Below are 12,617 nucleotides of genomic sequence, written 5' to 3' on the forward strand. Positions count from 1 at the left end.
TTAGCTCCACAGATAGTGGTCGACCAGAAGTAGCAAGAAGAGCAGCATCAGATGGTAGATAGAGAAGCGAAACACCTGCATCGGCAGGCCCGGTTTGTCTCGATACTTGAGCTGCCAGGCCTTATAGATGAAGCCGCAACTCAACAGGGTCGACCCCACCAGATAGAGGGGGCCGCACATGCCGACCAGCACAGGGTAGAGGCAGGCCAGCGCCAGCAACACCGTATAGAGCATGATGCAGGTCTTAGTAAACTCGACGCCGTGGGTGACGGGCAACATGGGTACATCGACCTTGGCATATTCGGCGCGCCTGTGGATCGCCAGCGCCCAGAAGTGGGGCGGGGTCCAGGCGAAGATGATGATCACCAGCAGCAAGGCGTGGCCGTGAAACTCGCCGGTGATCGCCGTCCAACCCAGTAGGGGCGGCATGGCGCCGGCCAGGCCGCCGACGACGATATTCTGCGGTGTCGCGCGCTTGAGATAGGCGGTATAGATCACCGCGTAGCCGATGAGGCTGGCGAAGGTGAGCCAGGCGGTGAGCGGATTGACGGCCCAGTAGAGCAGCGCAAAGCCGAGAATCGCCATGGCGGTGGCAAAGGTGAGCGCCTTGGTGATAGAGACCCGGCCTTTGGGGAGCGGACGGTTATAGGTGCGGGCCATCAGGCCGTCGATGCGGCGGTCGATCAGATGGTTATAGGCCGCAGCGGCCCCCGCCATCATGCCTATGCCCACCAGGCCGGCGATCAGTGGCTGAACCGGTACCGCGCCTGGCACCGCCAGACACATGCCGACCAACACAGTCAGCAGCATTAGGGCGACCACTCTAGGTTTAGTCATCTCGAGGTAGGCGCGCCAGGGTAGCGGGGTGGCGACAGGCTTAGTGATTGTCATAGGTTTGGCCATGGCGATGCCTCCTTATGCCTTACGCCACAGGGCGTAGTTGATGAAGACCAAGGTGAGTAACAGGAGTGCGGCGCCCGCGTTATGGGACACGGCGATCCCCAGGGGAAGGTGCAGCACTACGTTGCTGATCCCCAGGGCTATCTGCAGGCACAATAACCCCAGGAGTACCCAGGCGCTGCGTCTCAGCAGCTGAGAGTGTGAGAATTTGATCATGCGATACACCAGCCAGAGTAGTGCGGTCGCCGTGATGATGGCGCCGAACCTGTGAGCCACATGAATCGTCATGCGGGAGGAGTAATCCAGGATGCCGAACTCGTAGCTACCTTCCGTCTTATGCAGGGGATAGAAGGCATGCAGCGGGTCTAGGTTGCTTACCCAGTCTCCTTCGCAGATGGGCAGTGTGGTGCAGGCCAGCGCCGCATAGTTAGAGGAGGTCCAGCCGCCCAGAATGATCTGCAGCACGAGTAGGCTAAGGCAGAAGAGGGCGTAGGGTGCTAGTTTTCGAAGCCTTGGCTCGCCGCCGGGTAGTCGTAGCGGCTTGGTCCTGAGGTAGAGGAGCCACAATAAGGAGATCAGGGTAAAGCCGCCGATCAGGTGGGACATCACCACCACGGGCATGAGTTTCATGGTGACGGTCCACATCCCCAGCGCCGCCTGGAACAGGATCAGCAGGGCGATAAAGCTCGGCAGCTTCTTGGGAGCATCGGGCCGCCTGAAGCTGATAAAGAGGATGAAGGCGACCAGCAGGCCCAGGGTGCCGGCAATATATCTGTGGATCATCTCCAGCCAGGCCTTCTCAGGTTCTACCGTGTGTTCGGGAAAGCTGTCCTGTGCCTTGGCCAGCTCATGGCTCTGGGTAGGCACCTTGATCATGCCATAGCAGCCGGGCCAGTCGGGGCAGCCAAGCCCGGCGTCAGACAGTCGGGTGTAGGCGCCCATAAGTATCACGCACAGGGTAAAGACCAGGGTGAGTTTGAGTAGGGAAGTCATCTGCATTAGCCGACCCTCGACAGTTTAAGCATCTTTCTTAAGTCGGCGATCATCGCCTTGCCCAGCATCAGCTGGGCCTGCTCATCTTCGACCTGGGCATAGCGCATCACCAGGGAGCCCAGCGGATCCACTATGATGATCTCTTCCCGGGTTAGCATCTGGCTGAGTGCCTCGGTAGCCTGGGCTGTGGTGAAGCTGAACTCACTCTCCTGCAGCGCGGCGAGATCGCTGTCTGCCTGCAGCAGTATGATGGGGTTGACCCTGTGTTGGTCCCGTCCCAGGGCGATCTGGCTCTGATGCAGTATGTAGAGTCGGTTCATGCAGGCCTGATCGCATTGGCTCGGGAGCAGGTAGATCATCTGCCAGTGCTTGGGCATGGGGTTGGCCATCGCCAGGCGGGCGTAGTTGGTATCGGGCGGCAGGAGTTCGCCCTTGTTGGTGACGCCACCATGGTAGAGATTCAGACTCAGCACCAGCTTTGCCACCGCAACGGGTAAGACAAATACCAGTAGCAAGATCAGTAGGGGTTTTGCGCCTCGGCTCTTTGGGGATCTCATCTTAATCCTCTGTTGATTATTTTATGGGTTAGCGCGTGCCAGACACCGAAAAATATCAACTCCCCGAGACGGCTAGGAAGTGACCATTTACCTGGGTAAGCACCCTATTTATCAAGGTGCCTATTGATTAACCTACAGGGTCAGCTGACTTTGCGCAACAAGTTACGACACTCATTTTTCTTTACTGGATTATTTATTTTTCCTCTTAAATATCAGAAGGTAAGCCATAATCATCAGGAAGGCGGTTGCCATGGAGAACCACTGCAGGGCGTAACCCTGATGCTTCTGGGCACTCATGGGGAGCGGCTGCCAGGGATGGGGTAGCGCGCTGCCAGGTATCGCCTCGGGCTGGAGTATGGCGGGGGCGAGCGGCAGCTTAAGCGTTTGCGATAACTCAGGCAGGTTAAGGTTCTGGATCCGCATGGGGGAGCCTGTCTCGGCCAGCAGATGCTGACTCAGGGGGTTGCTGGCTCGCTGATAGACGCGGCCGCTTAGTGTCACCTCTTGGCTTAGCTTGGTTAGTTGGGGCAGTTTCTGTCTGTCCAGGCCGCTGTCGATAAAGCCGAGCTCGACCAGCAGCAAAGGGGCGTCGGCTTCGGCCCCTGCTTCGACCTCGGCTTCGACACGCATCACCTGGTAGGCCAGATAACCGACATGGCCTTCATACACCTGGTTGTCCAGCAATATGATGGGGGCGTCCACAGGTGTCGCCTTAACTGCCAGACGATAGCCGGTGAGGGACTCTCGCTCGGCTAAGACGAGCAGACCCTGATAATCCAGCGGTGCGGCGGCCTGCTTGAGGGTGAGCGCCTGTTGCAGCACCTGCTTCTCGGCGGCCCTGTCTAACTGCCACAGTCCCAGCTTGACCAGAATGGTGAATACCAGCAAAGTAACTAAAACGAGAAAAATCGTGCCACCGCGAACCGTGGGAGCCTTCATGAGCGAAATACTGCTATTTAAGATCGTCTTAGTACTGCTATTGGTCTTCATTATCTTTAATCTTGGCCGGGCCTTATTTGTCTTGGTGAAGGGAGAGGGCAAGGCGCCCATGAGTCAGTATCTGGGGCGGCGTGTGCTCTTCTCTGTGCTGGTGGTGATCCTGCTATTGATTGCCTTGGGACTGGGGATCATCACCCCCAATCCCAGACCCTATTAGTCTCTCGATTCGTCGCTAAAGCACATAGACGAATACGAACAGGCAGAGCCAGACCACATCCACAAAGTGCCAATACCAACTGCCTGCCTGGAAGGCGAAATGCTTATCCGGTGTGAAATGTCCCCTCAGTACCCGCAAGAAGAGGACGAACAGAAAGATGGTCCCTAATGTCACGTGCATGCCGTGAAATCCGGTGAGCAGGAAGAAGGTGTTGCCATAGACACCGGATGACAGGGTCAGCCCCATCTCCTGATAGGCGTGGGCATACTCTTTGGCTTGGAGGAAGAGGAAGGCCAGACCTAAGAGTATGGTGATGCCTAACCAGAGGGTGAGCGCGGTGCGTTTGCTCTTCTCCAGGCTCACATGGGCGAAATGCAGGGTGACCGATGAGGTCAGCAGTATGATGGTGTTGTACAGAGGCAGACCCGTCCAGCCCATGGCCTCAGTCTTGGTGCCATCGGGTGTGGTGACCAGAGGCCAGACCGCCTGGAAATTGGGCCAGAGTACCTCGTGGGTCATGGCATTGTTCGAGGCGCCGCCGAGCCAGGGCACGGCTATGGTGCGGGCGTAGAGCAGGGCGCCGAAGAAGGCGGCAAAGAACATCACCTCGGAGAAGATAAACCAGCTCATTCCCTGGCGGAAGGATCGATCCATCTGTTTGGAATAGAGGCCGGACATGGACTCGCCGATCACTGTCCTGAACCAGCCGAAGACCATGTAGAGGATGACGGCGATCCCGGCTGTAAGTATATAGCCGCCGCTGGTCTGCTCCGTCTGTAACTGCTGTACATAACTGCCGGCGCCATAGGCGATGAGGAAGAGGCCGAAGGCACCTATGATGGGCCAGGCACTCTGGGCGGGGACATAGTAGTGTTCATGTTTGCTTGTCATTTCGCAGCTCCTTGCTCAACATCATCTACGTACCCCTTGTCGGTGATGTTGTATAGCGTATAAGAGAGAGTCAGAGTCGAGATCTGCTCGGGCAGCTCGGTATCGACATAGAAGATCAAAGGTAATTGCGCATCGGCATTGGCATCGAGCTTCTGCTGGTTAAAGCAGAAGCACTCTGTCTTGTGGAAATAGGCCGCGCCCTGTCCCGGAGAGACAGAGGGAATAGCCTGTCCGACAATCTGCTGCGCCGAGAGATTTTTGGCATGAAACTGAGTACGAATTACCTCACCCGGATGCACCTGAATGCGTTTCATCTCGGGGGCGAAGACCCAGGGCATATCTTTCTGGGTCTGTGCCATGAATTCCACTGTTACCGTGCGGCTGGTGTCAATGGTCACCGCCTTATATTCGGCGGCGGTCGATTGCGTCTTACCATTGATGCCTAATTTTTCACATAGCACATCGTATAAGGGCACCAAGGCGAATCCGAAGCCGAACATGCCCACGCAACCTAACAGCAGTAGGCCGATCAGCTTACGGTCGGAGTACGCCTTAGTGTCCGTCATGCTATTTCACCTCGGGTGGTGTAGAGAATGAGTGGTAGGGGGCCGGACTCGGCAATGTCCACTCCAGTCCCTCAGCGCCATCCCAAGGCTTGCTGGGTGCTGGCTCGCCGCCGCGGATGCACTTTATCACCACCACCAGGAAGATCAGCTGCGACAGGCCGAAGGTGAAGCCGCCGATAGAGACTATCTGGTTAACGTCGGCAAACTGAATCGAGTAGTCCGGAATACGTCGCGGCATGCCCGCCAGCCCTAGGAAGTGCATGGGGAAGAAGAGCACGTTCACCGAGATCACCGAGCACCAGAAATGCAGTTTACCTAGCTTCTCGCTGTACATATGCCCGGTCCACTTAGGCAGCCAATAGTAGGCCGCCGCCATGATGGAGAAGATAGCCCCTGAGACCAGCACATAGTGGAAGTGGGCCACGACGAAGTAGGTGTCGTGGTACTGGAAATCCACCGGCGTGATGGCCAGCATCAGCCCGGAGAAGCCACCTATGGTGAAGAGTATGATAAAGGCCAGCGCAAACAGCATGGGCGTCTCGAAGGTGAGCGAGCCGCGCCAGAGGGTGGCGACCCAGTTAAATACCTTCACCCCGGTCGGCACGGCGATCAACATGGTGCAGTACATGAAGAAGAGCTCGGCGAACACAGGCATGCCAGTAGTAAACATGTGGTGTGCCCAGACCAGGAAGGAGAGGATCGCGATACTGGCGGTGGCGTACACCATGGAGGAGTAGCCGAACAGCTTCTTGCGGCTGAAGGCCGGTACTATGGCGGAGATGATGCCGAAGGACGGCAAGATCATGATGTAGACCTCGGGATGGCCGAAGAACCAGAAGATATGCTGGAACATCACAGGGTCACCACCACCGGCGGCGTCGAAGAAGCTGGTGCCGAAGAACTTGTCGGTCAGTACCATAGTCACTGTACCTGCGAGTACCGGCATCACGGCGATCAACAAGAAGGCGGTGATCAGCCAGGTCCAGACGAACAGTGGCAGCTTCATCCAGCTCATGCCCGGAGCGCGCATGTTGACTATGGTCACGATCACGTTGATGGCGCCCATGATGGAGCTGATACCCATGATGTGTACCGAGAAGACAAACAGCGCCGTGCTGTCCGGGCTATAGGCCGTCGACAGCGGGGCGTAGAAGGTCCAGCCAAAGTTAGGCCCGCCGCCCTCCATAAACAGCGAGCTGAGCAGGATCGCAAAGGCGAAGGGCAAGATCCAGAAGCTCCAGTTGTTCATCCGCGGCAGGGCCATATCCGGCGCGCCTATCATCATAGGGATCAGCCAGTTGGCTAGGCCGGTAAAGGCTGGCATCACGGCGCCAAACACCATGATGAGGCCATGAACCGTGGTCATCTGGTTGAAGAAGTTGGGCTCCACCAGTTGCAGACCCGGCTGGAACAGCTCGGCACGGATCACCATGGCCATGGCGCCGCCGGTCAAGAACATGATGAAACTGAACCAGAGATACAGGGTGCCTATGTCTTTATGGTTGGTGGTAAACAGCCAACGCTTTATGCCCGTCGGGTGCTCCTCATGGCGGGTCGAATGTTCGCCAATATGAGTGGCATCCATATCTGCTTCACGCGTTATTGCATTCATAATGCCTCCCTATTGACCCTGTTGATTGACGTCTGTTGCCTGAACCATGTCGCCTGTGTTGTTACCCCAGGCGTTACGCTCATAGGTGATCACCGAGGCGAGTTCCTGTGGCGTTAACTGGCTGGCGAAGGCCTGCATGGCGGTTCCAGGCTTACCGTGAAGCACTATGTCTAGGTGATTCTCAACTGGTCCTGTGGCGATGGCGCTGCCTTTTAGGGCGGGGAAGGCGCCGGGTAATCCCATGCCGGTGGCCTGATGACAGGCGGCGCAGTGGCCGAGATATACCTTTTCACCCTTGGCCATCAGCTCGTCCATGGTCAGATCGTCTAACACAGGTGCTTGAGATTCCTCGGCGGCGGAGCTTGCTGCCGCACTCGATTCGGCTGCCGGGGTAGGCACAGATTGAACCGCTTCGGCAGCTGTATCTGCTCCTGTATTAGCCCCGTTCGATGCGCCTGAGTTTGCCTGGTTGACATCGGCTGCCTGAACCGTATCGCCGGTGTCGTTACCCCAGGCGTTTCGCTCGAAGGTAACCACTGCGGCTATTTCTGTAGCGGTGAGCTGCTGGGCGAAGGCCTGCATCGCTGTGCCGGAGCGGCCATGTAGCACCACATCTAGGTGATCGGCGACAGGGCCCTTGATGATTGGGCTGCCTATGAGTGATGGGAAGACGCCAGGTAAACCGGCACCATTTGGCTGGTGGCAGGCGGCGCAGCGGGCCATATAGACCTGTTCGCCCTGGGTCATCAGCTCTTCTTTCGACAGGGTCTTCGACAGTGCAGCCTGCGCCTCGGCGGCGGCCGCGCTGGCCTGTGCTTCCTGCTCGACAATCCAGTTGTCGAAATCGGCCTCGGAAAGTACTTGCACCACTATCGGCATGAAGCCGTGATCCTTGCCGCAAAGCTCGGCGCACTGGCCGCGGTAGATGCCTGGCTTGTCGATGCGGGTCCAGGCCTCGTTGATAAAGCCTGGGTTAGCATCTTTCTTTACCGCGAAGGCCGGTACCCACCAGGAGTGGATCACATCCTCCGAGGTCATCAGGAAGCGGATTTTACGATTAACCGGCAATACCAGTGGCTTGTCGACCTCCAGCAGATAGTGTTCGCCTTTGGTCTCCTTACCTTCTATCTGTTCTCTGGGGGTCGCCAGCAGGCTGTAGTAGCTGATGTCTTGATCGAAGTAGCTGTAGTGCCATTTCCATTGGGAGCCAGTGATCTTGATGGTGAGATCGGCATTGCTGGGATCTTCCATGGCGATGAGGGTCTTGGTGGCCGGGATGGCCATGAGGATCAAGATGACAAAGGGAACGAGCGTCCAGGCGATCTCTACCTTAGTGCTCTCATGAAAGTTTGCCGCGACGGCACCCTTAGAGCGCCTATGGTTGATGATGGCGTAGATCATCACCCCAAAGACGACTAGGCCTATGGCACAACAGATATAGAGAATCGTCATATGAAGGCTAAACACCTTATTGCTGATCTCTGTGACCCCTGATGTCATGTTCAGGGGCATATCTGCTGCGAGTATGGTGGGCGTAAATAGCAACGCCAGCAAACAACACAACACTTGCTTCACTAGACTTCTCCTCTGTCAATTGCGAAGGCAACTACAAAGAAGAGCCACACAGTATGTCTCGGCTCTATGCAAACTCTTCAGTTCCCAAAAAAGCAACGATGACTTCAAAGTGCGTCGGTGGTGAATCTCTTGTTCTGCTGGTGGTGACCACGCTTGCACTTACGGCTGAATATATCAGACCAATTTCAGCTTCCGTGGGCGAGGTAATACAGGTTCATTTTCGCCGCTCAAGCCGACAACCAAATTGTGCGATATAACAAATAATCGTTGATATCTCTTACTAACTTAATGGCTGTTTAAATATTGATCAAGATCACTTTTATTTTATTTTGCTAGACAAAACAGACACAAAAACGCCCCTTGCGGGGCGTCTGTATGGAAAGGTAGAGCGCGGAATATCAGTGCAGCGAACTGAACAGACTCAAGGTCTGGCCGCCGAGATCCTCTTGGGGAAAAGGGTTGGCAGGTAAGTGACCGTTCGCATCTTCGATCACCACCCCCAGGGCGCGAGTATTCTTGGCAACTATCTGTAGGCGACGACTGTCACGGGCATCCAGGGTTTGCGCCCAGCAGATCACCGCACTGGATGTACCACTTGTAAGGGCTTTTTCCATCGCCCACAGGGTTTCGACCTCATCCTTGGTGTGTACCAAGAGGATGCGATCCATACGCACACCGCCGTCGGCCAGCATCTGTTTGTAGCCTATGTTAGGTGGGCTGATCAACACCACCCATTGCCCCTGCTGACTGAGTCTGGCTAGCTCTGGAGTGAGAGCCTGCAGCTCTTGCTTGCCCTGGGTCGAACTTGCCGTAGTCGAGATAGTGTTGCCATCGCCGCGCTTCAGTGAGCTGTCGAGATCGACCCACAGCCCTGGATGGCGTGGCGCCATGCCCATTAGGTTGTTCATTGCCAGTCTCCATTTCGAATAACGCCGACGGCCAGGCCTTCGATGCTCAGGCTCTGGGTGGTGAGGTCCACCACGATAGGGGAATACTCTTCATTTTCGGCATGCAGATAGACGGTGCTGCCACGCTTCTCGAAGCGTTTAACCGTTACATCATCTTCCACGCGCGCCACGACTATCTGGCCGTTTCTTGCCTGTTCGACCTTATGTACCGCCAGCAGATCGCCCTCGAGAATACCTATATCTTTCATACTGTCACCCCTGACGCGCAGCAGGAAGTCGGCGCTGGGGCGGAACATGCTAGGGTCAACCTGATAGTGTTGTTCCACATGCTCCTGGGCCAGGATGGGCTCACCGGCGGCCACCTGACCTATGAGGGGCAGGCCGAGATCTTCAGGCTCTTCCTCCTGGGTCAGCTTGATGCCACGTGATGTGCCGGGCATGATTTCTATGCAGCCTTTCTTTGCCAGGGCCTTGAGGTGTTCTTCGGCGGCGTTGGCGCTCTTAAAGCCTAATCGACGCGCAATCTCGGCACGGGTAGGCGGCATGCCCGTGTCGGCAATATTGCGTTTTATCAGATCTAAAATCTCGGCTTGTCTCGGGGTTAAGGGTCTCATGATTAATCCTGTCTTTCCATACAGTACCTGTCAGTATATACAGTATTTTATACAGTGCAAGTATTAACCAGATTTTCTCCCAATCCCATCAAGCGATTAGCGCCTACAGCGTGATTGATTAGCCGAGTTACGTCTGTTCAAGGGAGAGCAGCAGATGATGGTAATCGTCGATGGCCGGGAAGTCGGCAAACTGCTTGTGAGGCTTCTGGCTATCGGGATTCTTGATCCCCAGCTGGTAGCCGACGCCAGCCTGCTTGGCTGCCTGTAGTATGGGCTCGCTGTCGTCGATAAACAGGCAACGGCTGGGATCCAGGGAAAACTCATTAAACAGGTGACGCCAAAATTGTGGGTGTTCCTTGGGATAGCCGGTGGCGTGACTCGAGAGCATCTCGTCGAGCCCGTTAGCTAGATCTGTGTGCTCGAGTTTCAGCGCCAGGCTGTGGGGATGGGCGTTGGTGACCAAGATGCGCCGCTTGCTGTGTCTGGCCAGAGCGGTGAGAAAGGGCATGCTGTCCTGACGCAGCTGGATCCTGTCCACCAGAGTGTGGTGCAAAGCCAGGATGTCTAAACCCAGCTCCTGTTGCCAATATTCCAGGCAATACCACTCCAGGGTGCCGAACACCTTGGCGTAGGCATCCTCCACCAGTTGTTGGGCGTCGGCCTTTGAGATCTGCCTTTGTTCACACAAGGCCTGAGGCACCAGGCTAAGCCAGAAATGGTTGTCGAAATGCAGATCCAACAGGGTGCCGTCCATATCCAGCAGCACGGTATCTATCTTATTCCAGGGAAACATAAAGCGAGTAAAAAAATTCCTTGGTTTGAGTTGTGGATTAGGCCCATCATAGTAAGATTGAGTGGTTAAGCAAACGCCATTTTTATCAGGAAGTTTCATGCCGGACAAAAAGCCGCAGATCCTACATGCTGAAGTTGTTGCCCAGAGCCGTCTGTTTCAGATAGAGCAGGTGCATTTAAAATTTTCGAACCAGGTCGAGCGCCAGTATGAGCGCATGAAGGGCAATGCCCGTGGCGCCGTGATGGTGGTGCCTGTGCATGGTGAGGAGCTATTGCTGGGACGCGAATATGCGGCGGGTACCCACAGCTATGAGCTGGGTTTCCCCAAGGGCCTGGTGGATCCCGGGGAGACCCATGCGGAGGCGGCCAACCGAGAGCTGCAGGAAGAGATAGGTTTTGGTGCGCGTAAGCTGACCCATCTGATGGAGTTGAGCCTGGCGCCCGGCTACTTTGCCAGCAAGATGCAGATCTTCGTCGCCGAAGATCTGTATGAGAGTCGATTGCAGGGTGATGAGCCCGAACCCATAGAGGTGGTGCGCTGGCCATTGAGCCAGTGGTCTGAGCTGTTATTAGAAGATGATTTTTCCGAATCTCGAAGCGTTAGCGCCTTGTTTTTGGCACAGAAACATCTAAAACTAAAGTAGTTAATCCGAATTATCATATTAGGCATTGCCAGATGTAGGCTGTTGGAGTTGTGATGAAGCCAGAAGAGTATGTTGAGCAGGCGATTTCGATTGCCATCGAGGCGGGTGAGGCCATCAAAGGTATCTACCTCGAGGGCAGTTTTGACAAAGAGGTGAAATCCGACAATACCCCGGTGACCTCTGCCGATATCGCGGCCCACAAGATCATCTCTTCCCAGCTTAGTAGTCTCACGCCAGAGATCCCAGTTCTATCAGAAGAAGATGCCGATATTCCCTTCTCCGAGCGCGCCGATTGGCAGCGTTACTGGTTGGTAGACCCTCTAGATGGTACCGGTGAGTTTATCGCCGGTAGCGGCGACTTCTCGGTGATCATCGCCCTGGTCGAGCACAATCGTCCCATCATGGGGATCGTCTATGTGCCCATGACGGGTGTAGTTTACTATGCCGTGGCAGGCCTGGGTGCCTACAAGCGTAGCAGCAAGGGCGAGGTGCGTATCGCCAGCAAGCAGCTGACCAAAGACGATGAGCCCAGCCTGCGTCTGGCGGTGAGCCGCCGTCAGGATCCTCAATCTGTGTTGAAGCTCTTCAATCATCCTAAGCACTGTGAACTCGTGGTGCTTGGCGGTGCGGCGCTAAAGAGCTGCCTGGTGGCAGAGGGCCGCGCCGACTGCTATGTGCGCATTGGCCCAACCGGCGAGTGGGACACAGGTGCGGCGCAGATCATCATCGAAGAGGCTGGTGGCCAGGTGATGGATCTCGAGCTGCAGCCGTTGAGCTACAACGAGCGCGAATCACTAGAGAACCCCAACTTCATCGTCGTGGGCTCGACTCACCTGCCATGGGATGAGTTGTTAACCGGTGAATAATCCTAATCTTATCAGTGTCGAGGCGGCTTGTAAGACTCAGCTGTCGGCGATCTATCGTCTCGAGCAGGGGCTCTTTGGCGACCATGCCTACCCGGATTTTTTCTTTCGTCAGAGCTTCGATTGCTGGCCGAGCGGGCTGCTTGTCGCCTGCGATAACGCTGAACGCCTGCTCGGTTACATCTTGCTGGCTAGGAGTGAACAGGCCGACTGTGCCTGGATCCTCTCTGTGGCCGTCGATGATGCCGCTCAGGGGCAGGGCATAGGCAGGCGCCTGATCACCGAGTCTCTGAGTGCGCTGCCAGATGGTGTGGCCCAGGTGAAACTCACGGTGGCGCCGGAGAATCCCGCCAGACACCTCTACGCCAAGCTGGGCTTTGTCGAGCAGGGGCTGGAGGCCGATTATTTCGGCCCGGGCGAAGATAGGATCCTCATGATACTCCAGCGATAAAATCCTAATTTTCATCTACCCGGTGAAAAATAATCTTATTATGAACGTTGTTTTTTATTTTGCTTGCTGGTAACTTGAGCACAAATTAACAGCGG

At 55.8% G+C, this 12,617-nt stretch carries 15 protein-coding genes; 4 read left to right on the plus strand and 11 right to left on the minus strand.

Annotation, left to right across the window (positions count from 1 at the left end; all coding sequences use genetic code 11):
- The 4 genes from cyoE to K0H80_RS00595 form a co-directional block, all read right to left on the minus strand.
- On the minus strand, nucleotides 1-903 hold the full coding sequence (gene cyoE / locus K0H80_RS00580; RefSeq protein ID WP_220072768.1) for a heme o synthase: 903 nt from the start codon (nucleotides 901-903) through the stop codon (nucleotides 1-3).
- Between the two features lie 12 nt (nucleotides 904-915).
- Nucleotides 916-1,899 (minus strand): COX15/CtaA family protein, encoded by a 984-nt coding sequence (locus K0H80_RS00585; protein WP_220072769.1) that lies wholly within the window; start codon nucleotides 1,897-1,899, stop codon nucleotides 916-918.
- Complete coding sequence (locus K0H80_RS00590; RefSeq protein ID WP_011863928.1) at nucleotides 1,899-2,450, minus strand: redox-active disulfide-containing membrane protein; 552 nt, start codon at nucleotides 2,448-2,450, stop codon at nucleotides 1,899-1,901. Before K0H80_RS00590 ends, K0H80_RS00585 begins: the two co-directional genes overlap by 1 nt.
- A gap of 189 nt (nucleotides 2,451-2,639) precedes the next feature.
- Complete coding sequence (locus K0H80_RS00595; RefSeq protein ID WP_220072770.1) at nucleotides 2,640-3,389, minus strand: SURF1 family protein; 750 nt, start codon at nucleotides 3,387-3,389, stop codon at nucleotides 2,640-2,642.
- Here K0H80_RS00595 and K0H80_RS00600 point away from each other — a divergent pair.
- A complete protein-coding gene (locus K0H80_RS00600) occupies nucleotides 3,388-3,606 on the plus strand; it encodes a DUF2909 domain-containing protein (RefSeq protein WP_220072771.1) in 219 nt (72 codons plus the stop codon). The genes K0H80_RS00595 and K0H80_RS00600 overlap by 2 nt on opposite strands.
- Nucleotides 3,607-3,621: 15 nt before the next feature.
- On the opposite strand, the gene K0H80_RS00605 is transcribed toward K0H80_RS00600, so the two are convergent.
- From K0H80_RS00605 to yrfG, 7 genes are all read right to left on the minus strand, one after another.
- Nucleotides 3,622-4,497 (minus strand): cytochrome c oxidase subunit 3, encoded by an 876-nt coding sequence (locus K0H80_RS00605; protein ID WP_011863931.1) that lies wholly within the window; start codon nucleotides 4,495-4,497, stop codon nucleotides 3,622-3,624.
- Entirely contained in the window at nucleotides 4,494-5,063 is a 570-nt protein-coding gene (locus tag K0H80_RS00610) for a cytochrome c oxidase assembly protein (RefSeq protein WP_220072772.1), read from the minus strand. Before K0H80_RS00610 ends, K0H80_RS00605 begins: the two co-directional genes overlap by 4 nt.
- 1 nt (nucleotide 5,064) lies before the next feature.
- Entirely contained in the window at nucleotides 5,065-6,648 is a 1,584-nt protein-coding gene (gene ctaD, locus K0H80_RS00615) for a cytochrome c oxidase subunit I (protein ID WP_220073887.1), read from the minus strand.
- A 36-nt stretch (nucleotides 6,649-6,684) separates the two neighbouring features.
- Entirely contained in the window at nucleotides 6,685-8,250 is a 1,566-nt protein-coding gene (coxB, locus tag K0H80_RS00620) for a cytochrome c oxidase subunit II (protein ID WP_220072773.1), read from the minus strand.
- Between the two features lie 398 nt (nucleotides 8,251-8,648).
- Nucleotides 8,649-9,158 (minus strand): cell division inhibitor SulA, encoded by a 510-nt coding sequence (locus K0H80_RS00625; protein ID WP_144202452.1) that lies wholly within the window; start codon nucleotides 9,156-9,158, stop codon nucleotides 8,649-8,651.
- Entirely contained in the window at nucleotides 9,155-9,772 is a 618-nt protein-coding gene (lexA, locus tag K0H80_RS00630) for a transcriptional repressor LexA (RefSeq protein WP_011863936.1), read from the minus strand. The genes K0H80_RS00625 and lexA overlap by 4 nt, the downstream gene beginning before the upstream one ends.
- A 127-nt stretch (nucleotides 9,773-9,899) precedes the next feature.
- Complete coding sequence (gene yrfG / locus K0H80_RS00635) at nucleotides 9,900-10,565, minus strand: GMP/IMP nucleotidase (RefSeq protein WP_220072774.1); 666 nt, start codon at nucleotides 10,563-10,565, stop codon at nucleotides 9,900-9,902.
- A 97-nt stretch (nucleotides 10,566-10,662) separates the two neighbouring features.
- Between yrfG and nudE the strand changes: the two genes are divergently transcribed.
- The 3 genes from nudE to K0H80_RS00650 are packed head-to-tail and all read left to right on the plus strand — an operon-like array spanning nucleotide 10,663 to nucleotide 12,522.
- Nucleotides 10,663-11,208, plus strand: a complete 546-nt coding sequence (gene nudE, locus K0H80_RS00640; protein WP_011863938.1) for an ADP compounds hydrolase NudE — start codon at nucleotides 10,663-10,665, stop codon at nucleotides 11,206-11,208.
- A 53-nt stretch (nucleotides 11,209-11,261) separates the two neighbouring features.
- On the plus strand, nucleotides 11,262-12,074 hold the full coding sequence (gene cysQ / locus K0H80_RS00645; RefSeq protein WP_220072775.1) for a 3'(2'),5'-bisphosphate nucleotidase CysQ: 813 nt from the start codon (nucleotides 11,262-11,264) through the stop codon (nucleotides 12,072-12,074).
- Complete coding sequence (locus tag K0H80_RS00650; protein WP_220072776.1) at nucleotides 12,067-12,522, plus strand: GNAT family N-acetyltransferase; 456 nt, start codon at nucleotides 12,067-12,069, stop codon at nucleotides 12,520-12,522. Before cysQ ends, K0H80_RS00650 begins: the two co-directional genes overlap by 8 nt.
- Nucleotides 12,523-12,617: the final 95 nt, after the last annotated feature.

The sequence above is a fragment of the Shewanella aegiceratis genome (genome assembly GCF_019457495.1).
GTDB lineage: Bacteria > Pseudomonadota > Gammaproteobacteria > Enterobacterales > Shewanellaceae > Shewanella > Shewanella loihica.